Here is a 26,488-nt window from a genome sequence, read left to right as displayed (position 1 = left end):
GTCGGCACGGCGATGTCCGCATCCTGAGCCACCGGGTCGGGTGACCCCACTCGACCGGTCGGCGGCAGATCAGACCGGAAGGGCGAGCGCGTCGTGCTGCGCGCACCGGGAAAGTCCCTCCAGCTGCACACCGAGCGCGTCGAGGAGCTGACTCCAGTCGAAGTAGGAGCGCCACGCGGTGATCCGACCCTTGCGGGCCCGGACCACGTCGGCCACCTCCCAGCTCACCAGCCGGCCGGTGGGCGCGACGGTGCCGTACGGCGAATGCAGGGTGCCGGTGTGGGTGCCGGTCAGTCGCAGCTCGACCGCGGCGCCACCGCCGGTGCGGACCGCGCCCATCGGGTCGACCCGCAGGTCTGGAAAGGCGCCGGTCCAGGTGCGCAGCAGCGCGGGCAGCTCGATCGGCCGGACCGTCACGCCCGGCATGGCGTAGAACGCCTCCGAGGCGTAGAGATCCGGCAGCCGGGCCACGTCCCGGCGCAGGAGCATGTCGTACTGCTGCTCGACCAGCCGCTCCGCGTCGCGCATCGGGACCTCCCCCACGGGCCACGGCATCTCCGCGCCCGCAAGGGATGTCTACCCATCGATCCGGCCCCGCACACCACCCCCGATCAGGTCGTGGCGACCGCCTGGCTCTCCGACCAGACCCGCATGATGTCCCGGACGGAGATCACGCCGGCCACCTCCTGGCCGTCGAGCACCACCAGGTGCCGGAATCCGCCCCGGGCCATCGCGGCGGCGGCCTCGGCCACCGTCCACTCCGGCCCCGCGTAGACCACGTCCCAGGTCAGGTGGGCGCCGGTGCGTTCCACGTCGGGGTCCAGGCCGGCGCCGATGGCCTTCAACACGTCGCGTTCGGTCATGATCCCCACACCCTCGGAATCAGGGTCGATCACGACCGCCGACCCGACACCGCGGGCCGACATCATCCGGGCCGCCTGGCGGAGCGTGTGCTCCGGACCGACGACGAGGACCTGGCTGGACATCGCATCCCGTACCTGCATCACACATCACCCCTTTGGGACGGTGGCATTCGGTACGGACATGGTGGTCGGTGGATGTTTCCGGGACAAGAGCGGCATCGCACAAGCTGCGGACGCTGGCTACTGTCGGATGGTGTCCAACGAGCCCCTGCGCTGCGCCGGCGCGCTGATCGTCGACCATGACGGCCGCATCTTCTTTCAGCGCCGCTCACCACACCGACGCCTGTTTCCCAACTGTTGGGACATTGTCGGCGGCCACGTGGAGCCGGGCGAGGACATCGACGAGGCACTGCGCCGGGAGATCACCGAGGAGACGGGCTGGGTCCTCTCCCACGTCCTGGGCCAGGTGGGCGAGTACAGCTACGTCGGCGACGACGGCCTGGCCCGGACCGAGTACGACTTCCTGGTCCGTGTCGACGGTGACCTCGGCCACCCGATGCTGGAGGCCGGCAAGCACACCGAGTACCGCTGGCTGGCCGAGCATGAGGTGACGTTGCTCGACGAGCACCGCGACGTCAACGACGGGCTGATCCGGCGGATCGCGGAGGAGGGCTTCGCCGTCCTGCGGTCGATCGGTCTGTGAACACCGTCGAACTGGCGCCCCACCGGATCGCCGGGCTGCTCGCACCGGCAGTGGACCGGACCTTCCGCGCCGGCATCCTGGCCGGCCGGGACGGTGGTGGCGCCGAGTTGTCCCAGCGCTACGGCGGAATCACGGCGACCGGCTTCCTGGTCGACCTGCGCACCCGGCTGGCCGCACCCGGTGGCACTGTCGACGGGCCCGGGTTCGCGGCGATCACCCGCTACCACGACCCGGTCGCCTGCCGGCGGAGCGTGGACAAGCAGGTAGCCCACGGGATGATCTACCGCGGCCCGGACGGAGCCCTGTCCGCCACCGAGCGGGGCGCCGCCTTCCTCGCCGAGCTGTACCAGGTGCACGCCGAGGTCACCGAGGAGTTGTGGACCGGCCACGACGACCGGGTGGCCCGGCTGGTGTCCATGCTCGGCCGACTGCTGTCGTACGCACTCGTGCTGGCCGACGAGGAGGCGAACCCGGTCGCCTCCTCGGCCTTCACCGCGCTGGCGCCCCCGTACGAGCCGGACGGCACACCGTCGGGCGTGCTGCTGCTCAACCGGCTCGGCACGCTGCGACACCACCGTGCCGACGCGCACGCCGCCGCCTGGACCGCCGCAGGGCACACCGCGTCGAGCATCGCCGCCCTGCCGGCCGGTCCCGAGCGGCTCGCCATCGAACTGGAGAGCGACCGGCGGGCCGCCGCCCCGTACGCCGCGCTCAGCGCGGAGGAGCGCCTGACCATGCTCGCCGACCTGGCGGCCTTGCCCGGCTGACCCGGTTGGCCGGAGCGGCGCACCCGGCCGGCGCTATCCTCCACCGGTGACCGGAGCAGGACTAGGGAGGATGTCGCGATGATCGGAATGGTGCTCGCGGCCGGAGCGGGACGACGGCTGCGCCCGTACACCGACACCCTGCCCAAGGCGTTGGTGCCGGTGGACGGCGAGACGACGATCCTGGACATCGCGCTGGGCAACCTCGCCGAGGTCGGCCTCACCGACATCGTGATCGTCGTCGGCTACGCGGCGGACGCGGTCGTCTCCCGCCAGGCGGAGCTGGAAAAGAAGTACGGGGTCACGCTCACCCTTGTGCACAACGACAAGGCCGAGGAGTGGAACAACGCCTACTCGCTCTGGCTGGCCCGGGAGTACTTCGCTCGCGGCGTGCTGCTGGTCAACGGGGACACCGTGCACCCGGTGAGCGTGGAGAAGACCCTGCTCGCCGAGCGTGGCCCGGGCATCCTGCTGGCCGTGGACACCCTCAAGCCGCTGGCCGAGGAGGAGATGAAGACCACCTTCGACGCCGCCGGCCAGCTCATCCGGATCACCAAGATCATGGACCCGGGCGAGGCGTACGGGGAGTACATCGGCGCGACACTGATCGAACCGCAGGTCGCCGACGCCCTCGCCGACGCGCTGGAGGCGACCTGGCGACGGGACCCGAACCTCTACTACGAAGACGGCTACCAGGAGTTCTCCGACCGGGGCGGGGAGGTGCGGGCGGCACCGATCGGTGACGTCCCGTGGGTCGAGGTCGACAACCACGCCGACCTGGCCCGCGCGCGGGAGATCGCGTGCCGCTACTAGCTCGGAGCGTCCTCACCCCGCTGCACATCGACGTGCGACGCGGGGCGGTAGCCGACCTGGGCGCGATCCTGGCCGACGGGCGGATCTCCTCCGGGGGCGACGTCGCGGTGGTGGTCGGCCCGGGTCAGGGTGCCCAGATCGCGGAGCTGATCCGACCGTCGCTGCGCTCGGCGGACGTGTTCACCGTCTCCGGCGGGACACTGGATGCCGCCGACGACCTGGGCGGCAAACTCCGCGCCCGGTCCTACGACGCGGTGGTCGGCATCGGCGGCGGCAAGACCATCGACGTGGCCAAGTACGCGGCGACCCGCCGAGGGCTGCCGATGGTGTCGGTGGCGACCAGCCTCGCCAACGACGGGATCGCCTCCCCGGTGGCCAGCCTGATCACCGACGGGATCAAGGGCTCCTACGGCGTACACATCCCGATCGGGGTGATCGTCGACCTGGACTTCGTGGAGAGCGGCCCGGACCGGCACAACCGGGCCGGCATCGGCGACGTGATCAGCAACATCAGCGCGCTGGCCGACTGGGAGCTGTCCCGGCAGGTACGCGGTGAGCCGGTCGACGGGCTGGCCGCTTCGCTCTCACGGGCGGGCGCCGAGGCGGTGCTCAACCACCCCGGCGACATGAGCGACGACGCCTTCGTGATCGTCCTCGCCGAGGCGTTGATCTCCAGCGGTCTGGCGATGGCAGTCGACGGCACCAGCCGCCCGTGCAGCGGCGGCTGCCACGAGATCATGCACGCGGTCGACTCGCTCTTTCCGGGAACCGCCTCACACGGCGAGCTGGCCGGGCTCGGTGCGCTGTTCTGCACCTGGCTGCGCGGAGATCTCCGCCGCTTCGGGGAGATGTCGGCCTGCCTCGCCCGGCACGGCCTGCCCCGGCTCCCCGCCGAGGTGGCGCTGACCGACGACCAGTTCATCGAGGCGGTGCAGTTCGCGCCGCGTACCCGGCCGGATCGGTACACCATCCTCGAACACCTGGCACTGTCGCCTACCGAGACCCGGGAGCGGCTGGCAGACTACGCCGGTGCAATCCGCGACCAGCTTGGCTGACCCCCGTCCCACCGTCGCCGACTTCCACCGGGTGAACCGGGGCGGCGGCCTGTTCAGCGAGTCGATCAGCCAGTGGCTGGGGGCCGTCTTCGCGCTCGTCGCCCAGCGGCTCGGGCTGCGACCGACAGCGTTGACAATCACCAACCTGCTGCTCGGGCTGGCCACCTCGGTCACCGTCGTGGCTCTCGCCGGCCCGGTCGCCGCCGGGGACGTACCGGCCTGGGTGGTCGGCCTGCTCGCCCTCGTCGGCTGGCAGGTGGCGTACTCCCTGGACTGCGCGGACGGGCAACTGGCCCGGGTGACCGGCCAGGGCAGCGCGGCCGGCGCGCGCGTCGACGTGCTCTGCGACGTGGCCGCGCAGATCGCCCTGGTGGCAGCGCTGGCCGCCACCGCCGTGGCGCAGGAGCCGGCCACGCCGACCTGGCTCGTGGCGACCTTCGCCGGCACCTGGATGGTCAACCTGGTGACGTCGGTGATGCAGGCCGGCCCGAACGCGGCCAGCATGGTCACCTCGACCTCGCTGCCGGTGCGCCTGGTGAAGCTGGTCCGCGACTACGGCGCGGTGATCTTCGTGGCCGCCGTGGTGCTCGCCGTGGCCCCCGCGCTGGTCCTCTGGGTGATGGTCGCCTTCACCATCGTCAACGGCGGCTTCCTGCTGGCCAGCATCGCCTTCTCCGCCCGGGCCTCCTGGTAACGAAGGACGCCCTACCACCGCCTTCGCACCGTCATCACGATCCCGAAGGCAGTTCCGTCTCGCCGTCCTGCGCGCGTTGTCGGCGGAGTTTTTCGAGGAGGGCGGTGTCGGCTTCGAGGTCGGGATGGTCGACCTGCCGGTCGAGGTCGACCACGTGTTCGAGCTCCCGGATCGCCTGGTCCAGATCACCGTCCGCCTGGTGGACCATCGCAATGTTGTAGCGGGTGACGGCTTCGCCGGCCCGGTCGCCGACTTCCCGCCGGATGGGCAGGGCCTGGTGATAGTGGTCCAGGGCCCGCTGCCGATCCCCCAACCCCTTGTATGCGCCGCCGATGTTGTTGAGGGTGACGGCTTCGCCGGCTCGGTCGCCGACTTCCCGTTGGATGGGGAGGGCTTGGCGGTAGTGGTCGAGGGCCCGCTGCCGATCCCCCAACCCGTTGTACGCAAGGCCGATGTTGTTGAGGGTGGTGGCTTCGCCGGCTCGGTCGCCGACTTCCCGCCGGATGGGCAGGGCCTCGTGGAAGTAGTCGAGGGCCCGCTGCGGATCCCCGAAGTCGTTGTACACGCTGCCGATGTTGTTCATCGTGACGGCTTCGCCGGCCCGGTCGCCGACTTCCCGCCGGATGGGCAGGGCCTCGTGGAAGTAGTCGAGGGCCCGCTGCCGATCCCCCAACGCGGCGTACACGCTGCCGATGTTGATCAGGGTGGCGGCTTCGCCGGCTCGGTCACCGACTTCCCGCTGGATGGGCAGGGACTGGTGGTAGTGGTCGAGGGCCCGCTGCCGATCCCCCAACCTGTCGTACACATGGCCGATGTTGGTCAGGATGGCGGCTTCGCCGGCCCGGTCACCGACTTCCCGCTGGGCGGGCAAGGCATGGTGGAAGTAGTCGAGGGCCCGCTGCCGGTCCCCCAACCTGTTGTACACGCTGCCGATGTTGTTCAGGGTGGCGGCTTCGTTGCCCCGGTCGCCGGCCTGCTGGTACATGGTGAGGGCCTGCTGAAAGTCCTCCAGTGCCGGCCGGGGCCGACCGGTCGACGACCGCGCCCAGCCACGTTGGTAGAGGGCGCTGGCATCCGGGCCGAGGGTCAGGGTCGCAGTGGCCATGACCTCGACCGCCGCGAACCGCGAGGTACGCAACCACACCCGACACACCCGGACACCGACATGCCGAGCGATCAGCGGCTGCCGACCGGCGACAGCAAGCCGATGCACCTCCACATGTCGGGCGACGGCGGTCGCCGCAGCGTGAGGGACGGGGCGCAATGGTGATGGTTCTCGATCCTCCATGCCGAATCCCCCTCGCTCTTCCCGCTGCTCCCGGTTGCCTGTTCGACGTGTCCACTGACCGGACCGTGCACAAGAGCGGTGTCGCACGGTTGCATGGGTCGTCATTGTTCTTCCCACGATGGCCCGGGCTTGGTCAGCGAGTCGGAAACCCGTCAGCCGGGTTCACCGAGCGGTCCCGGGACGCGAATAAACGTACAGTGGCCGCCAAGGTCCACCCGTTGATCGCCCGGCCTGGGCCAGAGATCAGCGGTCCTGGCCCGGCTTGACCAGGCGCATCAGGGGAGGGTGCGGGTAAATGGGAAACGCCACAGTGGAGGTGTCCGGGGCGCAGGCCGCGCACTGGGCGGCGGAGCTGCGGTCCGCCCTGATCGGGGCGATCGGGCCGGACGACAGCGTGTCGCCAGTGCAGGTGCAGCGGTCGGCCGAGATGGTGATCGCGGTCATCGGGCTGGTGTTCTCCGGGGTCGAGGTGGCCAAGACGATCGCCGAGTGGTGGAGCGCCCGCCGCCGGGAAGGCGTTGCGGTGACCGTGCTGCTGCCGGACGGCACCCGGATCGAGCTGGCCGAGGGCAGCCAGGCTCGGCTGGAGATCGCCATGCGGCAGGAAGGCACCGAGCCGCACTGAACTGACCGCCACGACGGGATGGGCAGATGGGCACCTTCGAACTGGAGGTCTTCGCGCAGACCTCGAACTACTACGAGCTGCGGCTGTCCGCCGACGGCGCGGCACCCCAGACCCGCAACCTGGACCGGGCGGCGGTCGATGAGCTGATCACGCTGGTACAGCGTGACTACAGCAGTGACGCCAACGCACAGCGGGTGTACGGCGCGGTCCGGCTGGCTGAGCTGGGGGCGAGGCTGGCGGATTTCCTCGACGGCGATCAGCGGTGGCTGACCCCGATCCTGACCCATCCTGCCGGGGCGGTGTTGCGGATCGCCGCCGAGGAGCGGTTGCGGCACCTGCCTTGGGAACTGCTCGCCCGGGAGGGCACGTTCCTGACCGTGGCAGGGCGGGCACCGCTGTTGCCGGTTCGTGCGGTCGGCACCCACGCGGCACTGACCAGCCCGGTCACGCCGAACAACCGGCCGTTGCGGGTGTTGTTCATGGCAGCCTCGCCCGAAGGCGTCGAGCCGGTGCTCAACTTCGAGGCCGAGGAGGCGGCGATCCTCGCCGCTACCCGACGGACCGGCACCGACCTGGTGGTCGAGGAGAGCGGCACCCTGGAAGGGCTCCGGTTCCTGAGCCGCGCCTACGGGCCCGACCACTTCGATGTGCTGCATCTGAGCGGGCACGCCACCACCGACGGCGGAGAGCCGGTCTTCGTGGTGGAGGACGAGTTCGGCGGGCGCGCCAAGGCAACGGCCGACCAGATCGCCCAGGCGATGCAGGGACACTGGCCGAGACTGGTGTTCGTTTCCGGCTGCCTGACTGCTGACGCCCCCGGGGGTGGGGTTTTCCCCTCGATGAGCGAGAGCCTGGTCGACGCCGGCGCCCCCGCGGTGCTGGGCTGGGCGCTACCGGTGGGAGACGTGTCCGCCACCGATTTCGCCGCAGCTCTCTACCGGGCACTGGCTGACGGCGGGTCGTTGGACCAGGCCGTCATCGAGGCTCGCCGTCACCTGTTCCACGACAGGAAGAGCAACTACTGGCATCTGCTCCGGGTCTACGCCGACCGGTCGCCGCTGACGCCCCTGGTCACGCCGCTGCACACCCGGGGTCGCAGACGGTCGCAGGTGCGCGCCGCCGACCGGCAGTTCCTGGACCCGCAGACCCAACTGTCCCGGGTCGCGTCCCGCGCCGAGTTCGTCGGCCGACGGCGGATCATCCAGCGCTGTCTGCGTGCCCTCCGGCAACCCGCCGACACCCCCGACGCGGCGCAGGGCCTGCTGCTGGCCGGCATGGGTGGGCTCGGCAAGAGCAGCCTCGCCTCCCGGCTCCTGGAACGCATGCCCACCCACCAGCATGTCGTCTGGTATGGCCAGGTCGACGCCATCAAGTTCCGCGAACTGACCAGCAAGATCCGCTTCGACAGCGTCGAGCAGTCCGAAGAGGCCGGCAAAATTCTCGACAACGAGCTGGTTCCGCTCCTGACCCGGCTGCGGCACCTACTCGACGTCGACGGGCTCCTTGGTGGGACACCCTGCCTGTTCGTGTTCGACGACTTCGAGACCGGCAACCTCGACATCCGCGACGACGGCAGCCACGTGCTCGCCCCGGCGATGGCCGAGATCCTGCCCGCCCTACTCGCGGCGATCCGCGACACCGGCAGCCCGAGCCGAGTGATCATCACCAGCCGCTACCGCTTCCCCACCCCGGCCGGCACCACCGTCGCCGTCGAGGCTCTGGAGACCCTCAGCCCCGTCGAGCGGACCAAGAAGATCGCCAATCTGGTCAACCTGCGTCCTGAATCCACCATCGACCCGGCCATCCGAGACCGGGCGATCGAGGCCGCGGCCGGCAATCCCCGCCTGCTCGACTGGCTCAACCGGATCGTCAACGATACCGCCCTCGACATCGATGGCCTGCTCACCGCCATCGAAAACGAGACCGACAGGTTCCGCCGCGAGACGGTGCTGGCCGACAACCTGCTCGACTCCCAGCCCCTCGAACTCCGTCGCATGCTCGCCAGGATCAACGTCGTCGAACTACCCGTGCCCGCCGCCACCGTCCACGCAATGCACCAACACGTCGACGCCGATCGGCACCTTCAGCGGGCCGTCCAACTCGGCCTACTCGAAGAGGGCATCGACCCCGAGACCCGCCAGCCCCGCTACTACGTCTCCAACGTCCTGCACCCCCTCGTCCGCCCTCTGATTACCGACGACGAGTACATCGAGGCATCTGCCGCCGCCGCCCAGTCCCTCTACCAACTCTGGGTCCTCGACCCCGCCGGTTCCGATGGCCACTGACCCAAGGGACCTCGCCCGATGGGTCGAGGTGCATCGGCTCGCTGTCGCCGGTCGGCAGCCGGTGATCGCCCGGCATGTCGGTTACAGGGTGTGTCGGGTGTGGCTGCGTACCTCGCGGTTCGCGGCGGTCGAGGCCATGGCCACCGCGACCTTGACCCTCGGCCCGGATGCCAGCGCCCTCTACCAACGTGGCTGGGCGCGGTCGTCGACCGGTCGGCCCCGGCCGGCACTGGAGGACTACCAGCAGACTCTGACCTTGTACCAGCAGGCCGGCGACCGGGGCAACGAAGCCGCCACCCTGAACAACATCGGCAGTGTTTACAACGGTTTGGGGGATCGGCGGCGGGCCCTCGACCACTTCCACGAGGCCCTGCCCATCCTGAGGGAGGTCGGCGGGCGGGCCGGCGAAGCCGTCACCCTCAGCAACATCGGCCACGTGTACACCCGTTTAGGGGATCGACAGCGGGCCCTCGACCACTACCACCAAGCCCTCTCCATCCAACGGGAAGTCGGCGACCGGGCCGGCAAAGCCGTCACCCTCAACAACATCGGCCACGTGTACAACGGTTTGGGGGATCAGCAGCAGGCGCTGGACCACTACCACCAGGCCCTGCCCATCCAACGGGAAGTCGGCGACCGGGCCGGCGAAGCCACCACCCTCAACAACATCGGCAGCGTGCACGACGGTTTGGGGGATCAGCAGCAGGCGCTGGACCACTACCACCAGGCCCTGCCCATCCGGAGGGAGGTCGGCGACCGGGCCGGCGAAGCCGCCACCCTCAACAACATCGGCCACGTGTACACCGGTTTAGGGGCCCGGCGGCGGGCCCTCGACCACTACTACCAGGCCCTCCCCATTACGCGGGAGGTCGGCGACCGGGCCGGCGAAGCCGTCACCCGGTACAACATCGCGATGGCCCACCTGGCGGGCGGTGACCTCGACCAGGCGATCCGGGAACTCGAACACGTCGTCGCCCTCGATCGGCAGGTCGACCATCCCGACCTCGAAGCCGACACCGCCGTCCTCGAACAACTCCGCCGACAACGCTCTCTGCCTGACACGGCCAGGGGTCAATGAGGGCGGGTCAGGCTGGCGTAGATGTCCAGGTGTCGCTTGATGACCACGTCGGGGTGGAACGTCTGCTCGTACCGCAGCCGGGCCGGTGCGGAGAGCGCGGCGGCACCGGCCCGCGCGACCGGAAGCGCGGCGGCCAACGCGGCTGCTTCCGGCGGAACCACCCAGCCGGCGGTGCCGGTGACCAGGCCGGCCGGCACCGCAGGCGGACCTGCCGGCGGCGGGGAATGGCCGGCGACGGCGGAGGCGATCTCGGCGGGCCCGGTGCCGGCGGGCTCGTGCGGGGCGTCCGCCCCGACGAGGTACGGAATGCCGCCCAGCGCCGTCCCGAGCACGGGTCGGCCATTCGCCAACGCCTCGATGATCACGGTGGGCAGCACGTCGTGCCACATCGCGGCGGCGATCACCACGGCGCTCGCCTCAACCGCGGCCTGCACGCCGGCCCGGTCGAGCTGACCGAGGTAGACCACGTCGGGTCGCTCGGCGGCGGCTGCCTCCACGAGCGGGCGCAGCTCGCCGTCACCGGCCACCCGCAGCGTGCCCAGCGAGCCCACCGGGTGCCGGCGCCAGGCGTCCAGCAGCAGGTCGACGCCCTTCTCCGGAGAGAGTCGGGCCATGTAGAGGAACCCGTCGCCCAGCGGCGCCGGCCGACCCGGGTCGGGGATGGCGTTCGGCTTCACCACGATGCGTTCGTCCGGAATGCCGTAGTCGCGGAGGTGGTCGGCGATCGCCGAGGTGAGCGCGATGTACCGATCCACCGAGCGCCAGGTGCCCCGGTGCACGGCCAGGGTGGTCGCCATCAGCGCGCTCTGCACGGCCGAGTCGCGGTAGCAGCGGTGCTTGATCGCGGGCACACCCAATGCCCGGCCCTTGCAGTCCTGGCAGATCACGCCGTCGCGGAAGTAGATCCCCGACGAGCAGACCTGCCGGTAGTTGTGCACCGTCTGCACCACCGGCACGCCGTGCCGGTGCGCGGTCCGCACCACCCAGGGCGAGATCAGGGGGTACGGGTTGTGCAGGTGCAGAACGTCCGGTCGGTGCTCGGTGAGCAGGCGGCTCAGGTCGTGTTGTGCGCGGGGCGCCCAGATCGGCGAGATCGGCAGCAGGGCCTTCGCCGACTTCGACATCGACGGGATCTCGTCCGAACTGCGAATGAAGGGCAGCACCTCGACCCCAGCGGCGGTGAGCTGGGCGATCTCCGAGTCGACGATCGTGTTCTCACCGGAGGGCTGGGCTTCCCGGTACCGGTTGTGGGCCACCACGATTCTCACGGAGCTTGCCTCTCGTTCGCGATTGCGGGACTCGCAAGCTCATTCCTCACGCTCACGGGAAAGAAGGCTACCGTTGTGTCGTGCCCGAACTACCGGAGGTTGAGGCGCTCGCGGGTTACCTGCGTCAGCGCGCGGTGGGGCGGCGCGTCGATCGGTTGGAGATCGCCGCGATCAGCGCCCTGAAGACGTACGAGCCGGCACCCACCGAGGTCGCCGGCCGGGCGGTGGTCGACGCCAGTCGGCACGGAAAGTTCCTCGACGTCCTCTTCGAGGGCGGCCTGCACCTGGTGGTGCATTTGGCGCGAGCAGGCTGGCTGCACTACCGGGAGGCGTTCCCCGCCACCACCCCGCTCCGTCCGGGCAAGGGCCCGATCGCGGTGCGGGTACGCCTGGATGACGGTTCCGGCTTCGACCTCACCGAGGCCGGCACCCAGAAGAAGCTGGCCGCGTATCTGGTCACCGACCTCGCGACGGTTCCCGGGGTGGCCAAGCTGGGCCCGGACGCGCTCGCCGCGGATCTGCCCCTCTTCGCCGAGCGGCTGCGGAGCAGGCGGGGGCAGGTCAAGGGGGTGCTGACCGACCAGTCGGTGCTGTCCGGGGTGGGCAACGCGTACTCCGACGAGATTCTGCACGCCGCGAAGCTGTCCCCGTTCGCGATCACCGATCGGCTCACCGACGCCCAGCTCGCCACCCTGCACGCCGCCACCCGACAGGTTCTCGGCGACGCTGTCGAGCGGTCCCTCGGTCAGCGGGCCGCGGAGCTGAAGGGCGAGAAGCGCTCCGGGCTGAAGGTGCACGCCCGCACCGGGCTGCCCTGCCCGGTCTGCGGGGACACCGTGCGCGAGGTGTCGTTCGCCGACTCCAGCCTCCAGTACTGCCCGACCTGCCAGACCGGCGGCAAGCCACTGGCTGACCGTCGGTTGTCTCGTCTCGTACGGTGAGTAATTGCACTTCAGGACTACGGAGCGGAATCGCCCTCACTGAGTGAAAGCTCCGGTCCGCCGTTCTGGTCACGCGCGTATCCATCGGTATAGTGGCCCGGTCCCCGGCTTCTGAAATGGTGCGGAGCCGGCCAGATCCCGCCAGCACCGGCGGTCGCCAATCTCCTTCGGGGCGACGACCGGTCGGAGCCCGCGTGGGAGACTGGGACGGTGGGCGACCCGGGCCTTCACGCCGAGTGAGCGGCCCGTGTCATGCGGGAGGACATGGGTGAGGTGACGGCAAGCCTCCAGCGCCCGGTAACCAACGAAGGCCGGAGCAGACTCGTGCGGCACGTCGACAGCTTCGAGATCCAGCCGCCGACGCCGCCGTCCCACAACGGCGTCCCTCGGTCGGCCTGGACGAGGGCGCGACGCCGTGTCTCCCGCTGGCACCGCCCCTACATCGCGATACTGCTGCTGCTCGACTTCGGCGCGGCGGCGTTCGCCAGCTGGATCGCGATCCAGCTCTTCGACCAGGCTGCCTCCGGGTTCAACGACCTCAAGCAGGACCCGACCTGGTTCCACACCGTCTCCTACCTGCTGCTCCCGCTCGGCTGGGTGGTCATCCTCTGGAGCAACCGGGCCTACGACCGGCGCTACCTGGGGCTCGGCCCGGACGAGTTCAAGCGGGTCATCCGGGCCGCGGTGACCGTCGCCGCGAGCGTCTCGTTCCTCGCGTTCGCCACCAAGACCGCGCTGTCCCGCTGGACGGTCGGCACGGCACTCCTCGGGGCGCTGCTGCTGATCCTGTGGGGCCGTTTTGTCGCCCGGTGGGCGCTGCACTACATCCGGCGGCGGGCCGGCCAGGCCGCTCACCGGATGGTGCTGGTCGGCACCCTGCCCGAATGCCTGGAGGTCTACGCGGCGGTCACCCGCAGCCCGGCCGCCGGGCTGATGCCCGTCGCCATCCACATCACCGACGGGTACGCGGCGGCCAGAGGCATGCCGACCCCGGTTCCGGTGTACGCCGGACGCGACGTCCTGGCCCTGGTCCGTGAGGTCGGTGGGGACACCATCGCCGTCTGCGGGTCGGCCAGCGCCGAGCCGGGCGAGTTGCGCCGGCTGGCCTGGCAGTTGGAGGGCTCCGGCGTCGACCTGGTGGTCGCCCCGCAGCTCACCGACATCGCCGGCCCCCGGGTGCACATCCGGCCCATCGAGGGTCTGCCGCTGCTGCACGTCGAGGAGCCGACCCTCTCCGGGCCGGCGCTGCTGGCCAAGAACCTGATGGACCGGGTCGCCGCCGGCCTCGGCCTGCTGCTGCTGATCCCGCTCTTCCTGGCCATCGCCGTGGCGATCCGGATCTCCGACCCCGGGCCGGTCTTCTTCCGCCAGCCCCGGGTGGGGCACGAGGGGCGCACGTTCCGGGTGTGGAAGTTCCGGACCATGTACGTCAACGCCGAGGACCGGCTGGCCAGCCTGGTGGATCGGAACGAGACCGACGGCATGCTGTTCAAGATGAAGGAGGACCCTCGGGTCTTCCCGGTCGGTCGCTTCCTGCGGGCCACGTCGCTCGACGAGCTGCCGCAGCTGATCAACGTGCTGTGGGGCGAGATGTCGCTGGTCGGGCCCCGCCCGCTGCCGGCCGACGACGGTGACTTCCTGGGTGACGTGCGGCGCCGACTGCTGGTCCGCCCCGGCATGACCGGGCTGTGGCAGGTCTCCGGCCGCTCCGACCTGTCCTGGGACGAGTCGGTCCGACTGGACCTCTACTACGTCGACAACTGGTCGCTCGCGTATGACCTGAGCATCCTGTGGCGGACCGTCGGGGTGGTGCTCGCCCGCAAGGGCGCGTACTAGAGGGTTGGCGCGCGGGCTCGCAGGGGCGAGGATCGCTGCGTGGCTGCCAACCTCTCCGCCGTGGTCGGCGTCGTCTCACTCGTCACCGCGCTGACCGCGGCTCTGCTGGCGGTGCTGCGGCTGCGGGCCCGCCGTGGCATCGCCACCGCCACCCAGCGGGCCACCTACGAGGTGCTACACACCGCCGGCCTGGCCGCCGAGCCGCTGCGGGCGGGGTTGAGCGAGGCTGGCGCGGCGAAGGCCGTACGGCATCTGCGGGCGCTGGTGGGCGCGGTCGGGCTGGCGCTCGCCGACGCCGACCGGCTGCTCGCCCTCGACGGGCGCGGCACGCACCACGGGGAGCAACTGCTCGCGGCGGCGCAGCGGACTGTGGGCAGCGGCCGCTCGACGGTGCTGGGTGAGCAGGAACTGCACTGCGACCGGGTCGACTGCCCGGTCCGCGGGGCGGTGGTCGCGCCGTTGCTGGGGGCCGACGGCCGGGTGGTGGGCGCTCTGGTGGCGGTCGCCGACAGCCCGCCGCCTCCAGGGTTGGTGCAGGCCACCCTTGAGACGGCGCACTGGGCCGGCAACCAGCTCGCCCTGGCCGAGCTGGACTCGTCGCGGGAGCGGCTGGCCCGCGCCGAGATCCGTGCATTGCGGGCGCAGATCAGCCCGCACTTCATCTACAACGCGCTGACCGCCATCGGCTCGTTCGTCCGCACCGACCCGGAGCGGGCCCGGGAGTTGATCCTGGAGTTCGCGGAGTTCACCAGGTACTCGTTCCGGGCGCACGGGGAGTTCACCACGCTGGCCGAGGAGCTGCGGTCGATCGACCGCTACCTGACCATCGAGCGGGCCCGGTTCGGCGACCGGTTGCAGGTGCGGTTGCAGATCGCCCCGGAGGTGCTGCCGGTGACGCTGCCGTTCCTCTGCCTCCAGCCGCTGGTGGAGAACGCGGTTCGCCACGGGTTGTCCCGCAAGCCGGGCACGGGCATGGTGAGCATCGAGGCCCGGGACGCGGGAGCCGAATGCCACATCACGGTGGAGGACGACGGAGTGGGAATGGATCCGACCACGCTGACCGCCGGCATCGCCGAGCTTGCCCGCAGCACCGGCGACCCCGGTGAGGACACGGGCCAGCACGTCGGCCTCTCCAACGTCGACGAGCGGTTGCGCTCGGTCTTCGGGGACCGGTTCGGCCTGGTCGTGGAGACCGGGTTGGGCTCGGGCACGAAGGTGAGCATGCGGGTGCCGAAGTTCCACCCGGGCGTACGGGCAGGGTCGTGAGCGAGCGGACCGGGACGGGGGCGGTGAACGCGACCGGTTTCCTGCGCGTCCTCGCGGTGGACGACGAGCCGCCCGCGCTCGACGAGCTGGCGTACCACCTGCGGGCCGACCCCCGGGTGGCCCGCCTGCACACGGCCGGGGATGCCACCGAGGCGCTCCGGTTGCTGCGCGACGGTGACGTGGACGTGGTCTTCCTGGACATCCGGATGCCCGGCCTGGACGGGATGGAGCTGGCCCGGGTGCTGCGCCGGTTCGCCCGGCCACCGGCGATCGTGTTCGTCACCGCGTACGACGACGGCGCGGTGGACGCCTTCGATCTGGGCGCCACCGACTACGTGCGGAAACCGGTGCGCGCCGATCGGCTGGCCGAGTCACTGCGCCGGGTGATCGGCTCGCGGGTGGTGCCGTCGCACCCGGCGGCGCTGGCCCGCGCGGAGGAGGACCCGACCATCCCCATCGAGCTGGCCGGCACCACCCGGATGCTGCCCCGCTCGGCGGTGCGCTGGGTGGAGGCGCAGGGGGACTACGCCCGGTTGCACACCGCTGAGGGGTCGCACCTGGTGCGGGTCTCGCTGGCCACGCTCGCGGAGCGCTGGGCCGATGCCGGCTTCGTCCGGGTGCACAGGTCGTACCTGGTGCAGTTGAAGTTGATCGCGGAGTTGCGGTTGGTCAACTCCGGCTACGTGGTGGTGATCGACTCGACCGAGCTGCCGGTGAGCCGGCGGCACACCCGGGAGCTGAAGGACAAGCTGGTCAGGGCCGCGAAGCAGGACTGGAGTCGCTGAGCCGGGAATGGAAGCAGCCCTACCGTACGTTGTACGCTAGTCCGTACGACTTCCGGGAGGCCTGCCGTGACCGAGACCCCGTTCGACGCCGCATCCGAGTTCGACAACCAACTCGACCGACTGGTGCAGCTCGGTTACCCCGCCCTCGCCGGGCTGACCGAGAACGCCTTCCGCGACCTGGTCACGCCACTGCGGGCCACTGCCGTCGAGGGGGCCGCCGGACTGCCCGCCCCCACCGACGCCCGGGTGCCGTTCCTGCTGGTCATCACCCGGGACCTGATCGGTGTGCCGGAACGGGTGGAGCTCACCACACTGGCCGGCAAGCGCAAGCCCGGCGTCATCGACCGGAACTACACCGAGGACGACCTGCCCCGCTTCGACCCGATCAAGGAGCTGGAGGTCCCGGCCGGTCCGGCGTACCTGCTCTTCGACGTCGACCGGGGCGAGGAGTTCCGCAATCTGGCCCCGGCCACGGCCATGGAGGGGATCACCGCTCAGGGCCGGTTGCCGCTGAGCATCGACGAGGGGCTCGCCTTCATCACGCTGCACCCGGCCGCGTTGGCGAGCACCCGGTGCTTCTCGCTGGTCGGCTCCCGCTGTGGCGACAAGCGGGTGCCGGCGCTGTGGATCAGCCAGGGCGCACCCAAGCTCGGCTGGTGCTGGTACGGCAACCCGCACACCTGGCTCGGCTCCGCCTCGGCCCGACCGGAGCGCATCCCGTTGAAGATCTCGTAGGCCTGGTCGTCCTCGGGGAGGCCCTGGAGTTCCCACACGCCAGTCGGCATGATCCCCGAGTTATCCACAGCCGTGCGCGGTTCTCCACAGGTTATTCACAACGCAAACCACTGATCTCCACGGCCGCTCCCTACAGTCAGGACCCATGAACGAACGCCGGGTACTGGTGGTCGAGGACGAACGGACCATCGCCGAGTCCATCGCCGCCCGACTGCGGGCCGAGGGATTCACCGTGGAGATCGCGGCGGACGGGCCCAGCGCGGTCGCGCAGTTCCACGCCGGACAGCCGGATCTCGTCGTCCTCGACGTGATGCTGCCGGGCTTCGACGGACTGGAAGTGTGCCGCCGGATCCAGGCCGACCGGCCGGTGCCGGTGCTGATGCTCACCGCGCGGGACGACGAGACCGACCTGCTCGTGGGGCTGGCGGTCGGCGCGGACGACTACCTCACCAAGCCGTTCTCCATGCGGGAACTCACCGCCCGGGTGCATGTCCTGCTGCGTCGGATGGAGCGGGCCGCCGCCACTCCCGCGCCGCCTGCCATCCGCCTCGGCGACATCGAGATCAACCAGGCCGAGCGACGGGTCCGCCGGGCCGGGGCGGACGTGCACCTCACCCCTACCGAGTTCGACCTGCTGGTCCACCTCGCGGGACGACCCCGCACGGTGCTCCCCCGGGAACGGCTGCTCGCCGACGTCTGGGGATGGGTCGACGGGAGCGGCACCCGCACCGTGGACAGCCACATCAAGGCTCTGCGCCGCAAGCTCGGCGCCGACCTGATCCGGACCGTCCACGGCGTCGGGTACGCCCTGGAGATGCCCGCGTGATCGGCCGCGCGTTCGACTGGCTGGAACGGGTGCTACCGCGTCCACTGGATCCCGTCCGCTCGATCAAGATGAAGCTCGGCGTCCTGCTGGTCGCGTCCTGGGCCGTGGCCATCGGTTACTTCTGGTACGGCATCGGTTGGCTCCCGCCCGGCACGGCGGTCACCAGCATCTGCATCGCGCTGGTGACCTCGCAGGTGCTCGCCCACGGGATGACGTCGCCGCTGCGCGAGATGACGGCGGCCGCCGGCGCGATGGCCCGCGGCGACTACACACGTCGGGTGCGCGCCACCTCCCGCGACGAGGTCGGCGAGCTGGCCCAGGCGTTCAACAAGATGGCCGAGGACCTGCACGCCTCCGACCAGCGCCGACGCGAGCTGATCGCGAACGTCTCGCACGAGCTGCGTACGCCGATCACCGCGTTGCAGGGCGTGCTGGAGAACATGGTGGACGGGGTCGCCGACCCCGAACCGGCAGCGCTGCGTTCGGCGTTGGCCCAGACCCAACGGCTCGGGCACCTCGTCGCGGACCTGCTCGACCTGTCCCGACTCGACGCCGGGGTGGTGCCGCTGCGGCGGGTACGCATCGACGTGTGGGACTTCCTCGACGAGGCGGTGGAGCACGCCACCGCCAGCGCGTCCGGTGCCGGTCTGGACGTGCGCTTCGAGCTCCGGGAGCTGCCGACACCGCTGACGGTCCACGCGGACCCGTGGCGGCTGCACCAGGTCTTCGCGAACCTCCTCGACAACGCGGCCCGACACAGCCCACCCGGCGGCACGGTACGGGTGTGCGCCGAGGAACACGGCGACCAGCTCCGCTTCGAGGTGAGCGACGAGGGCCAGGGCATTCCACCGGCGGAGCGTTCCCGGGTGTTCGAGCGCTTCACCCGCGGCGACCGGTCGGCCGGCGGCGGGACCGGGCTCGGCCTGGCCATCGCCCGGTGGGTCGTCGAACTGCACGGCGGTCGGATCGGTGTCCTCGATCCCGCCGGACCGGACCGGGGTGGCCGGCCCGGCTGCCGCATCCAGGTCACCATCCCGTGCGACGGGCCATACCGAGAAGAGGCAGCATGACCAGCCCTGGCAGTACCCCTCTCCCGGCCACCGGGCCGACCGGACCGCCGGTCCCCCCGGTCGTCGGCCCCGGCCCGGCTGCCACACCGGTCGCCGGCCGACCTCAGGCGTGGCCTGTCGCACCCGCCCCGCCCAGGCCCCCGTCGCTGATCCAGCGCCGCTGGCCGGGGCCGTCCGGACCTGCCCGTCCGCTGGTGCTGGGGGCGCTGGCGGCTGCGGCGGTCATCGGGGCGTCGACCCTGACGATGCTTCGTCCCGGCCTCGGCTGGCTGGTGGCCGCGCTGGCCGTCACCGCTGCCCTCGGCACCGCCAGCGTCGTCCGTTCCGGGAGGCCGTCCCCGACGGGGAGCGCCATCACACCGACCAGCGCGGCGGTACCGCAGGGACCGACCTCCGCGCCGGAGCGGACTGTCCAGGCGGATCCGGCCGCCGCGCCCGAGCCGACCGTCCAGACGGCCACCGCCCGTCCCGGTGCCACGGGGGCACCGGGGCGGGCGGTACAGGCCCTCTGGGCCGCCGCGACGGTCGCGTTGGTCGCCGTCGGCACGGTCCGGGCCGCCGGCTGGCTCTTCGCCCTCTGCCTGCTCGCGGCGGCGGTGACCGGGGCTCTCGCGGTGACCGGTGGGCGAAGCCCGCTCGGCATGCTGGTCGCCGTGACGCTGCCGCCCGCCGCGACGGTACGGGCGCTTCCGTGGGCGGTACGCGGAGTACGCGACACCCGCCCGGCAGGGTCCGGGGTCGGCTTCGGACGAATCCTCACCAGCCTGGCCGTCTCCGCCGTCCTGCTGACGCTGTTCGGGCTGCTCTTCTCCTCCGCCGACGCGGTCTTCGCCGAACTGGTCACCGGTCTGCTGCCCGACATCTCGCTACCCGGCGTGATCGGCTGGACGTTCCGCCTGGTGGTGATCGGCGGTGGTCTGCTCGGCGGCGCGTACCTGATCAGCCGCCCACCCGACCTGGAGGGCCTGCGACCGAGGCCGTCACGACCGGTCCACCGACTGGAGTGGACCCTCCCGCTGGTGTTGCTCGACGCCCTGTTCGCCGCGTTCGTGCTGGTCCAGCTGACGGTGTTGTTCGGCGGCGCGGGGCACGTGCTGCGTACGGCCGGGCTCACCTACGCCGAGTACGCCCGTGGCGGGTTCTGGCAACTGCTCGCCGTCACCGCGCTCACCCTGCTGGTGATCGCGGTCGCCGCCCGCCGGGCGTCGCAGGCCACCCGCGCGGACCGGCTGCTGGTCCGCGTACTGCTCGGCACGCTCACCGCGCTCAGTCTGGTGATCGTCGCCTCGGCGCTCTACCGGATGCAGGTCTACGCCGACGCGTACGGGGCGACCCGGCTGCGGCTTGTCGTGGCGACCATGGAACTGTGGCTCGGGCTGCTCTTCGTCCTGGTCGGGGTCGCCGTGGTGCGGCTGCGGGCCGAGTGGCTGCCCCGGTTGGTGATCGGTACGGCGGTGCTGGCGCTGCTCGGGTTGGCGCTCGTCAATCCGGACCGGCTGATCGCCGACCGGAATGTCGACAGGTACCTGGAGACCGGCCGGTTGGACGTCGGGTACGTGTCCGGGTTGTCCGCCGATGCGGTACCCGCGTTGGCCCGACTGCCCGATCCGATGCGCATCTGCGCACTGACGCAGATCGCCGCCGAGCAGCCCCGGGACGGCCTCTGGGCGACGAACCTCGGCCGGCTGCGGGCCCGAGCGGAACTCGACACGATTCCGCTGAACCGCACCCTGACCTACTGCCTCGAACTAAGACGCTGGTGAGCGTGAGCGCTTGACAATCGCGTACGGCGGGCGAGACTGCCGGGGTGGCCAAGCAACTCCCCGACGTGGGGTCGAGCGGTGCGGTGCCGCCGCCCCGGCGGTCCCGGATCGTGCTGGCCGAGATCACCAGGCAGGACACCCGCGCCGAGCGGACCCGCGCCGAGCTGGCCCAGCAGACCCAGGTCGGCGAGGCGCTGGTCCGCGGCCTGGTCCGGGCCCAACTCGCGCTGGCGCTGCGGCTGTCCCTGGTGGTGGCCATCGGGTTGGGCGGGCTGCCCTGGCTGTTCGCGATCGCGCCCTCGCTCGGCCGGACCACTGTCGCCGGCGTCAACCTGCCGTGGCTGCTGCTCGGGGTGGTCTCCTTTCCATTCCTGATCGCGGTGGGCTGGGCGTACGTGCGGCTGGCCGAGCGCAACGAGCAGGACTTCACCGACCTGGTGCAACGGCCGGAGCGCTGAGTGGGCAACGACTTCGTGGTCCCGGCCATCGTCGCGGTCACCCTGGTCACCGTCGGGATCGGCTTCTACGGGCTGCGGTTGGCCCGGACCACGTCCGACTTCCTGGTGGCGTCCAGGGCGATCAGTCCGACCTGGAACGCCGCCGCCATCGGCGGGGAGTACCTGTCGGCAGCGAGCTTCCTCGGTATCGCGGGGCTGGTCCTCAAGTACGGCGTCGACGTGCTCTGGTACCCGGTCGGGTTCGCCGCCGGGTACCTGGCCCTGCTGCTCTTCGTGGCCGCGCCGCTGCGCCGCTCCGGTGCGTTCACCCTGCCCGACTTCTGCGAGTTGCGGCTGGGCTCGCGTCGACTCCGCATCCTGGCCACCGCCTTCGTGATCTTCATCGGTTGGCTGTACCTGGTGCCGCAGCTCCAGGGCGCCGGGCTGACCCTGGCCACGGTGGCCGGCTCCCCGTACCCTCTCGGAGCCCTGCTGGTGGCGGCCGTGGTCACCGCGAACGTGGCGCTGGGCGGCATGCGCGCGATCACCTTCGTGCAGGCGTTCCAGTACTGGCTCAAGCTGACCGCTCTCGCCGTACCGGTGATCTTTCTGGCCCTGCAGTGGCAGGCCGACGGCCGCCCGGCGGTGACCCCGCCGGACGGGCCGACGTTCCGGGCCTCGACCACCGTCGTGGTCGAGCACCGCGCGGCCCTCACCCTGCCCAACGGTGACATCCGGGAGGTACGCCCCGGCGACGAGTTGACCTTCGCCGCCGGTGATCCGGTGCCGAACGTCTCCGGGGTGGCCACCGACGCCAACGACTGGTTGCTGCCCAGCGCCGCCGGTGACGACGACCGGGGGCTGTTCGCCACGTACTCGCTGATCCTGGCCACCTTCCTGGGCACCATGGGCCTGCCGCACGTGCTGGTGCGCTTCTACACCAATCCGGACGGCGCGGCGGCCCGTCGGACCACCCTGGTCGTGCTGGCGTTGGTCGGCGCGTTCTACCTGCTGCCCACTCTCTACGGGGTCCTCGGCCGGATCTACACCCCGCAGTTGCTGCTCAGCGGCCAGACCGACGCGGTGGTGGTGCTGCTACCCGAAGCCGCCCTGGGTGACGGCCTGGCTGGGCGGTTGCTCGCCGCGCTGGTCGCCGCAGGCGCCTTCGCGGCGTTTCTCTCCACCTCGTCCGGCCTGCTGACCAGCGTCGCCGGGGTGATTTCGACGGACGTGCTCGGTCGGGGATCGGTACGCGGGTTCCGGCTGGCCACCGTCATCGCCGGTGGTGTGCCAGCGTTGCTGGCGCTGCACGTTTCCGGGCTGGACGTCTCGCAGGTCGTCGGGCTGGCCTTCGCGGTCGCCGCGTCGAGCTTCTGCCCGCTGCTGGTGCTCGGCATCTGGTGGCGCGGGCTGACCGACGTGGGCGCCACCGCCGGCGTGGTGGCCGGCGGCGGCGCGGCGATCGGCGCGGTGCTGGTCACCGTGCTCGGCCCACCGCTGTCCGGCTGGCCGGCCACGCTCATCGCCCAGCCGGCCGCCTGGACGGTGCCACTGGCCTTCACCGTGATGGTCGCCGTGTCGATGGCAACCCGCCGCCGCGCACCAGCCGACGTCGCCGCCACCATGCTCCGCCTGCACACTCCAGAAGCCCTCCGCATGCAGTGAGCGCCAACGCCCGGCCCCGGTCTCGCGCCAACGCCGGCGCCGATCTTGCAGTTTCGGTGGTGGATACGAGTGTTTATGCACCTTGTGTCGGTGCAGAAAGTGCAAGATCGCGTCGCGGTCCGCCTCGGGGATGATCGCGGGTCCGTCTGTCGCTGGAGGGCGGAACTGGTGATCGGCGGATAACGTCGGCGCATGACTGTTGAGCACCCCGCGCTCGCACTGCGTGGCCTGGCCAAGCGGTTCGACGGCACGATCGCGGTGGCCGGCGTCGACCTGGACGTCCCCGCCGGCTCCTTCTACGGCCTGCTCGGCCCGAACGGCGCCGGCAAGACGACCACGCTGTCGATGGCTGTCGGGCTGTTGCGACCGGACGCCGGCTCTGCCTGGGTGCTCGGGCACGACGTCTGGCAGGACCCGGTCACCGCCAAGCGGCTGCTCGGCGTGATGCCCGACGGGGTCCGGTTGTTCGACCGGCTGACCGGGGCGGAGCTGCTGGCGTACAACGGGTTGTTGCGGGGGATGGACCCGGCGGTGGTCGACCAGCGGGCCGCCGAGCTTCTGGACGTGCTGGCGCTCGGCGACGCCGGTCGCACGCTGGTGGTGGACTACTCGGCGGGCATGAAGAAGAAGATCGGCCTGGCCTGCGCGCTGCTGCACGGTCCTCGGGTGCTGGTGTTGGACGAGCCGTTCGAGGCTGTCGACCCGGTGTCCGCAGCGCTGATCCGGGACATCCTCACCCGGTACGCGGCCGGTGGCGGCACCGTGGTGTTCTCCAGTCACGTCATGGAGGTCGTCGAGCGGTTGTGCTCGCACGTGGCGATCCTCGCTCAGGGCGTCATCAAGCGGGTCGGGACCATCGACGAGGTCCGCGGCGGTCGCTCGTTGGAGCAGGTCTTCGTCGAGGTGGTCGGCGGGCGCACCGCTACCGGCGAGGAGCTGTCGTGGCTCTCCCAGTGAGCGCGGACGCCACCCCCGCCGCGCCGCTACGGTCGGTCTCCGCTCGACACTTCGTACGGCTCAAGCTGCGGGTGATGGGCAACAACTTCCGGGGCCAGGGCTGGCGGATCGCCCTGTTCATCGGCGGCGCGTTGCTCGGGCTCTGGTTCGCGGCCAGCGGGTTCTTCCTCTTCGCCGCGCCGGGCCTGGCCGGCAACGGCCGGTACGCGGTGCTCGTCGCGGCGGCCGGCGGCGGGCTGCTGGTACTCGGCTGGCTGCTCCTGCCACTTGTCTTCTTCGGCGTGGACGAGACGCTCGATCCAGCCCGGTTCGCGCTGCTGCCACTGCCCCGGCGCACGTTGGTGACCGGCCTGTTCGCGGCGGCTCTGGTCAGCGTGCCGGTGCTCGCGGTGCTCCTCGCGACGTCCGGGCTGGTGCTGACCGCCTGGTCGTTGGGTGGCTGGTCGGCGGGGTTGGTCGCCGCCGTGGGTGTGCTCGCCGGGCTCCTGCTCTGTGTTGCGGCGAGCCGTGCGGTGACCAGCGCCTTCGCCACCATGCTGCGGTCCCGACGGGTCCGCGACCTGGCAGCCGTGCTGCTGGCGGTGACGGCGGCGCTGCTCGGCCCTCTCCAGGTCATCGGCCTCGCCGCGCTACGGGAGGCGGACTGGAGCCGGTTGAGCGGTGTGGCGACCGTGATCGGTTGGACGCCGTTGGGCGCCCCGTGGACGCTCGGCATCGACGTGGCCCAGGGGCGTGCGTGGGCGGCACCGGTCAAGTTGCTGATCACTGTGGTGGCGCTCGGCGGCCTGCTGGCCTGGTGGTCCCGGTCGCTCGAGTCGGCGATGGTGGGCGCGGCGAGCGGCGGTAAGGCACCGGTTCGACGCGGGGTCGCGGGTGGCGCGGTCGCCCAACTGTTCCCCCGGGCCGCTGGCTGGGCCCGCCGGGACCGGTTCGGTGCCCTGGTCGCCCGGGAGGCCCGTTACTGGTGGCGGGACGCGCGCCGCCGCGCCAACCTGATCTCGATCGCGGTGGTCGGCATCTTCGTGCCCGTCTTCGTCAACGTCACCGGCGGCGACTTCGCTGCCATGGACAGCGGGGGGTTGACGGCGGCTGCCAACGACAGCTCGCCGGTCGTGGTCACCATTTCCATGGTTCTCGTGGGTGTGCTGGCCGCCGCCACCCTGGCCAACCAGTTCGGTTTCGACGGCAGCGCGTACGCCGCGAACGTGGTGGCCGGCGTGCCCGGCCGGGTCGAGCTGCGGGCGAGGATGACGGCCTTCTCGCTGTACGTGCTGCCGATGCTGGCGTTCGTGTCGGTGGTGCTGTCGGTGCTGCTCAGTCGACCCGGGTGGATCGGGCTCACCTTCGGCAGCCTGGTCGCCACCTACGGCGTCGGGCTGGCGGTGAACAGCCTGGTCTCGGTGCTCGGTGCGTACTCACTGCCGGAGACCAGCAACCCGTTCGCGATGAACAGCGGCGCGGGCCTCACGAAGGGGCTGCTCACCCTGCTGAGCATGCTCGCCTCGGCGGTAGCCGCGGTGCCGATGGTGGTGGCCGCCGCGCTGCTCGGTGACGCGTGGCTCTGGCTGGCCCTGCCGGTCGGCGCGGCGTACGGGCTGGGCGCGGCGCTGCTGGGCGCGTACCTGGCCGGCGACGTGCTGGACCGCCGCCAGCCGGAACTCCTGGCCACTGTCACCCCGCGCCGTTAACCGACGCGGCGGCCAGCCGCCTGGCCAGCGTCGGCGAGAAACCCACGCCAGGCGGCCGGAGCGAAGGTGAGGACCGGGCCGGAGCGATCCTTGCTGTCCCGGACCAGCACGACACCAGGCAGGTTGTCCGCGACCTCAACGCAATTGCCGCCGGAGTCAGTCGACCGGGTGGACGTGCGCCAGCGAGGCTCAAACATCGTCATGGGGTCACCTTCAGCTTCCGGATCAGATCCATTGAGCCGCTTGTGGACAGCGCTTCGCCGAGCAGGCTATCCCATTTACGATCAATCAACCGGAGTGTCTCCGGGTCGTCCATGACGTGTCCGCGAGCGGCATTCTCCAGGTAGAGCACCCTGTCGCCGTCTGGCAGATCGGCGAACACGAAGCCGCCTCCAAAGCCGACGTGCTCCCCGACGCTCAGGGGAATGACGTGCAGTCGGGCGGACGGAAGGTCCGCCACCTCAAGCAGTCGGCCGAGTTGGGCGTTGAGCACGGCATGACCACCCACCGGACGGTGGAGGCCCATCTCGTCCACCAGGAACACGCACGTCGGCGGCGCATCCCGGGACAGCAGCAGTTGGCGTTCCAGACGAACCGCGACAAGCTCATCAACCACCGCGGGCGGATGCAGCCCACCCGCCGAGATGACGGCACGGGCGTACTCCTCGGTCTGAAGGAGGCCGGGCACAAGACATGCCTCGAAGGCACGTAGGCGCGTCGCCCGCTGTTCGTATCCGCGCCAGGGAACGAACCAGGATGGGCCATATTCCTGGTCCGCAGCCTTGAGGAGTTCGGCGAGGAGGCCGCCGGTGGCGAGGGCCTCGTCGGCCGCCACAGCGAATTCCATCGTCGGACGGCGTCGCCCGGTCTCGATAGCCGCGACGGTGGAAGGGCTCCATCTGGTGAGCGTCGCCAACGCCTCCTGGGACACCTCGGCACCGGCGCGGGCGGCCTTCAACGCCCGTACCCACATCTCGACGTTCATCCTTACCTCTCCGGTAAGTACGTGACTGCGCTGTGTAGTAAGCCCTGGCATCCTCCCCTGTCCGCGCCTTGCCGTCCAGGGTGGAGGGCACGCGGCCC

The 26,488-nt window shown here is 71.0% G+C and carries 26 protein-coding genes; 20 read left to right on the top strand and 6 right to left on the bottom strand.

Features of this window, described 5'->3' with window-relative positions:
• Nucleotides 1-69: 69 nt before the first annotated feature.
• Entirely contained in the window at nucleotides 70-528 is a 459-nt protein-coding gene (locus tag AB0B48_RS00365) for an ester cyclase (protein ID WP_357193687.1), read from the bottom strand.
• Between the two features lie 83 nt (nucleotides 529-611).
• Nucleotides 612-1,004 carry a CBS domain-containing protein gene (locus AB0B48_RS00360; protein WP_357193685.1) on the bottom strand — a complete coding sequence of 131 codons (393 nt, stop codon included), beginning with the start codon at nucleotides 1,002-1,004 and terminating at the stop codon, nucleotides 612-614.
• A gap of 109 nt (nucleotides 1,005-1,113) precedes the next feature.
• Between AB0B48_RS00360 and AB0B48_RS00355 the strand changes: the two genes are divergently transcribed.
• From AB0B48_RS00355 to AB0B48_RS00335, 5 genes are all read left to right on the top strand, one after another.
• Nucleotides 1,114-1,566: an NUDIX domain-containing protein gene (locus tag AB0B48_RS00355; RefSeq protein ID WP_357193802.1), complete on the top strand. Its 453-nt coding sequence runs from the start codon at nucleotides 1,114-1,116 to the stop codon at nucleotides 1,564-1,566.
• On the top strand, nucleotides 1,563-2,333 hold the full coding sequence (locus AB0B48_RS00350) for a hypothetical protein (protein WP_357193682.1): 771 nt from the start codon (nucleotides 1,563-1,565) through the stop codon (nucleotides 2,331-2,333). Before AB0B48_RS00355 ends, AB0B48_RS00350 begins: the two co-directional genes overlap by 4 nt.
• Nucleotides 2,334-2,411: 78 nt before the next feature.
• On the top strand, nucleotides 2,412-3,143 hold the full coding sequence (locus tag AB0B48_RS00345) for a phosphocholine cytidylyltransferase family protein (protein WP_357193679.1): 732 nt from the start codon (nucleotides 2,412-2,414) through the stop codon (nucleotides 3,141-3,143).
• Nucleotides 3,131-4,198: an iron-containing alcohol dehydrogenase family protein gene (locus AB0B48_RS00340; protein ID WP_179781433.1), complete on the top strand. Its 1,068-nt coding sequence runs from the start codon at nucleotides 3,131-3,133 to the stop codon at nucleotides 4,196-4,198. Before AB0B48_RS00345 ends, AB0B48_RS00340 begins: the two co-directional genes overlap by 13 nt.
• Complete coding sequence (locus AB0B48_RS00335; RefSeq protein ID WP_357193677.1) at nucleotides 4,173-4,892, top strand: CDP-alcohol phosphatidyltransferase family protein; 720 nt, start codon at nucleotides 4,173-4,175, stop codon at nucleotides 4,890-4,892. The genes AB0B48_RS00340 and AB0B48_RS00335 overlap by 26 nt, the downstream gene beginning before the upstream one ends.
• 34 nt (nucleotides 4,893-4,926) lie before the next feature.
• Here AB0B48_RS00335 and AB0B48_RS00330 read toward each other — a convergent pair whose 3' ends face one another.
• Nucleotides 4,927-5,997 carry a tetratricopeptide repeat protein gene (locus AB0B48_RS00330; protein WP_357193674.1) on the bottom strand — a complete coding sequence of 357 codons (1,071 nt, stop codon included), beginning with the start codon at nucleotides 5,995-5,997 and terminating at the stop codon, nucleotides 4,927-4,929.
• Nucleotides 5,998-6,475: 478 nt separating this feature from the next.
• Between AB0B48_RS00330 and AB0B48_RS00325 the strand changes: the two genes are divergently transcribed.
• The 3 genes from AB0B48_RS00325 to AB0B48_RS00315 all read left to right on the top strand — a co-directional run bounded on the left by AB0B48_RS00325 (nucleotide 6,476) and on the right by AB0B48_RS00315 (nucleotide 10,168).
• On the top strand, nucleotides 6,476-6,805 hold the full coding sequence (locus AB0B48_RS00325; RefSeq protein ID WP_357193671.1) for a hypothetical protein: 330 nt from the start codon (nucleotides 6,476-6,478) through the stop codon (nucleotides 6,803-6,805).
• 26 nt (nucleotides 6,806-6,831) lie between these two features.
• Nucleotides 6,832-9,090 (top strand): CHAT domain-containing protein, encoded by a 2,259-nt coding sequence (locus AB0B48_RS00320; RefSeq protein WP_357193668.1) that lies wholly within the window; start codon nucleotides 6,832-6,834, stop codon nucleotides 9,088-9,090.
• 97 nt (nucleotides 9,091-9,187) lie between these two features.
• Nucleotides 9,188-10,168, top strand: coding sequence for a tetratricopeptide repeat protein (locus tag AB0B48_RS00315; RefSeq protein WP_357193665.1), 981 nt, complete (start codon nucleotides 9,188-9,190; stop codon nucleotides 10,166-10,168).
• On the opposite strand, the gene AB0B48_RS00310 is transcribed toward AB0B48_RS00315, so the two are convergent.
• Complete coding sequence (locus AB0B48_RS00310; protein WP_357193662.1) at nucleotides 10,162-11,436, bottom strand: glycosyltransferase; 1,275 nt, start codon at nucleotides 11,434-11,436, stop codon at nucleotides 10,162-10,164. The two genes, AB0B48_RS00315 and AB0B48_RS00310, sit on opposite strands and share 7 nt — an antisense overlap.
• An 80-nt stretch (nucleotides 11,437-11,516) precedes the next feature.
• Here AB0B48_RS00310 and AB0B48_RS00305 point away from each other — a divergent pair, with 80 nt between their 5' ends.
• The 12 genes from AB0B48_RS00305 to AB0B48_RS00250 all read left to right on the top strand — a co-directional run bounded on the left by AB0B48_RS00305 (nucleotide 11,517) and on the right by AB0B48_RS00250 (nucleotide 25,405).
• Nucleotides 11,517-12,377 (top strand): DNA-formamidopyrimidine glycosylase family protein, encoded by an 861-nt coding sequence (locus AB0B48_RS00305; RefSeq protein ID WP_357193660.1) that lies wholly within the window; start codon nucleotides 11,517-11,519, stop codon nucleotides 12,375-12,377.
• Between the two features lie 264 nt (nucleotides 12,378-12,641).
• Nucleotides 12,642-14,213, top strand: a complete 1,572-nt coding sequence (locus AB0B48_RS00300) for a sugar transferase (protein WP_355418248.1) — start codon at nucleotides 12,642-12,644, stop codon at nucleotides 14,211-14,213.
• A 39-nt stretch (nucleotides 14,214-14,252) separates the two neighbouring features.
• The gene (locus AB0B48_RS00295; protein WP_357193657.1) at nucleotides 14,253-15,479 is read left to right on the top strand and encodes a histidine kinase; all 1,227 of its coding nucleotides are present in this window, start codon (nucleotides 14,253-14,255) and stop codon (nucleotides 15,477-15,479) included.
• A 23-nt stretch (nucleotides 15,480-15,502) separates the two neighbouring features.
• A complete protein-coding gene (locus tag AB0B48_RS00290; RefSeq protein ID WP_355005152.1) occupies nucleotides 15,503-16,264 on the top strand; it encodes a LytTR family DNA-binding domain-containing protein in 762 nt (253 codons plus the stop codon).
• Between the two features lie 66 nt (nucleotides 16,265-16,330).
• Nucleotides 16,331-16,999 carry a DUF5701 family protein gene (locus AB0B48_RS00285; RefSeq protein WP_357193654.1) on the top strand — a complete coding sequence of 223 codons (669 nt, stop codon included), beginning with the start codon at nucleotides 16,331-16,333 and terminating at the stop codon, nucleotides 16,997-16,999.
• A 145-nt stretch (nucleotides 17,000-17,144) separates the two neighbouring features.
• Nucleotides 17,145-17,825 (top strand): response regulator transcription factor, encoded by a 681-nt coding sequence (locus AB0B48_RS00280; RefSeq protein WP_124861938.1) that lies wholly within the window; start codon nucleotides 17,145-17,147, stop codon nucleotides 17,823-17,825.
• Nucleotides 17,826-17,893: 68 nt separating this feature from the next.
• Nucleotides 17,894-18,895, top strand: coding sequence for a HAMP domain-containing sensor histidine kinase (locus AB0B48_RS00275; protein WP_357193797.1), 1,002 nt, complete (start codon nucleotides 17,894-17,896; stop codon nucleotides 18,893-18,895).
• Between the two features lie 194 nt (nucleotides 18,896-19,089).
• On the top strand, nucleotides 19,090-20,658 hold the full coding sequence (locus AB0B48_RS00270) for a DUF4173 domain-containing protein (protein WP_357193651.1): 1,569 nt from the start codon (nucleotides 19,090-19,092) through the stop codon (nucleotides 20,656-20,658).
• A 44-nt stretch (nucleotides 20,659-20,702) separates the two neighbouring features.
• Nucleotides 20,703-21,116 (top strand): hypothetical protein, encoded by a 414-nt coding sequence (locus tag AB0B48_RS00265; RefSeq protein ID WP_238669992.1) that lies wholly within the window; start codon nucleotides 20,703-20,705, stop codon nucleotides 21,114-21,116.
• Nucleotides 21,117-22,760 (top strand): cation acetate symporter, encoded by a 1,644-nt coding sequence (locus tag AB0B48_RS00260; protein ID WP_357193647.1) that lies wholly within the window; start codon nucleotides 21,117-21,119, stop codon nucleotides 22,758-22,760.
• Between the two features lie 192 nt (nucleotides 22,761-22,952).
• A complete protein-coding gene (locus tag AB0B48_RS00255) occupies nucleotides 22,953-23,717 on the top strand; it encodes an ABC transporter ATP-binding protein (protein WP_203119014.1) in 765 nt (254 codons plus the stop codon).
• The gene (locus AB0B48_RS00250; protein WP_357193794.1) at nucleotides 23,714-25,405 is read left to right on the top strand and encodes an ABC transporter permease; all 1,692 of its coding nucleotides are present in this window, start codon (nucleotides 23,714-23,716) and stop codon (nucleotides 25,403-25,405) included. The genes AB0B48_RS00255 and AB0B48_RS00250 overlap by 4 nt, the downstream gene beginning before the upstream one ends.
• On the opposite strand, the gene AB0B48_RS00245 is transcribed toward AB0B48_RS00250, so the two are convergent.
• Nucleotides 25,402-25,608, bottom strand: a complete 207-nt coding sequence (locus AB0B48_RS00245) for a DUF397 domain-containing protein (RefSeq protein ID WP_357193643.1) — start codon at nucleotides 25,606-25,608, stop codon at nucleotides 25,402-25,404. The two genes, AB0B48_RS00250 and AB0B48_RS00245, sit on opposite strands and share 4 nt — an antisense overlap.
• The gene (locus AB0B48_RS00240; protein WP_357193640.1) at nucleotides 25,605-26,390 is read right to left on the bottom strand and encodes a helix-turn-helix transcriptional regulator; all 786 of its coding nucleotides are present in this window, start codon (nucleotides 26,388-26,390) and stop codon (nucleotides 25,605-25,607) included. Before AB0B48_RS00240 ends, AB0B48_RS00245 begins: the two co-directional genes overlap by 4 nt.
• Nucleotides 26,391-26,488: the final 98 nt, after the last annotated feature.

The sequence above is a fragment of the Micromonospora sp. NPDC049089 genome, from assembly GCF_040648775.1.
Taxonomy (GTDB): domain Bacteria; phylum Actinomycetota; class Actinomycetes; order Mycobacteriales; family Micromonosporaceae; genus Micromonospora.
This window is presented reverse-complemented; position numbering and strand designations above follow the sequence as displayed.

Excerpts from the sequence above, each read along its gene's own strand:
- AB0B48_RS00240 (WP_357193640.1), bottom strand. The coding sequence starts at position 26,390 with ATGAACGTCGAGATGTGGGTACGGGCGTTGAAGGCCGCCCGCGCCGGT.
- AB0B48_RS00300 (WP_355418248.1), top strand. The coding sequence starts at position 12,642 with ATGGGTGAGGTGACGGCAAGCCTCCAGCGCCCGGTAACCAACGAAGGC.
- AB0B48_RS00325 (WP_357193671.1), top strand. The coding sequence starts at position 6,476 with ATGGGAAACGCCACAGTGGAGGTGTCCGGGGCGCAGGCCGCGCACTGG.
- AB0B48_RS00360 (WP_357193685.1), bottom strand. The coding sequence starts at position 1,004 with ATGCAGGTACGGGATGCGATGTCCAGCCAGGTCCTCGTCGTCGGTCCG.
- AB0B48_RS00330 (WP_357193674.1), bottom strand. The coding sequence starts at position 5,997 with ATGGCCACTGCGACCCTGACCCTCGGCCCGGATGCCAGCGCCCTCTAC.
- AB0B48_RS00355 (WP_357193802.1), top strand. The coding sequence starts at position 1,114 with ATGGTGTCCAACGAGCCCCTGCGCTGCGCCGGCGCGCTGATCGTCGAC.
- AB0B48_RS00365 (WP_357193687.1), bottom strand. The coding sequence starts at position 528 with ATGCGCGACGCGGAGCGGCTGGTCGAGCAGCAGTACGACATGCTCCTG.
- AB0B48_RS00345 (WP_357193679.1), top strand. The coding sequence starts at position 2,412 with ATGATCGGAATGGTGCTCGCGGCCGGAGCGGGACGACGGCTGCGCCCG.
- AB0B48_RS00255 (WP_203119014.1), top strand. The coding sequence starts at position 22,953 with ATGACTGTTGAGCACCCCGCGCTCGCACTGCGTGGCCTGGCCAAGCGG.
- AB0B48_RS00280 (WP_124861938.1), top strand. The coding sequence starts at position 17,145 with ATGAACGAACGCCGGGTACTGGTGGTCGAGGACGAACGGACCATCGCC.
- AB0B48_RS00275 (WP_357193797.1), top strand. The coding sequence starts at position 17,894 with ATGAAGCTCGGCGTCCTGCTGGTCGCGTCCTGGGCCGTGGCCATCGGT.
- AB0B48_RS00320 (WP_357193668.1), top strand. The coding sequence starts at position 6,832 with ATGGGCACCTTCGAACTGGAGGTCTTCGCGCAGACCTCGAACTACTAC.
- AB0B48_RS00245 (WP_357193643.1), bottom strand. The coding sequence starts at position 25,608 with ATGACGATGTTTGAGCCTCGCTGGCGCACGTCCACCCGGTCGACTGAC.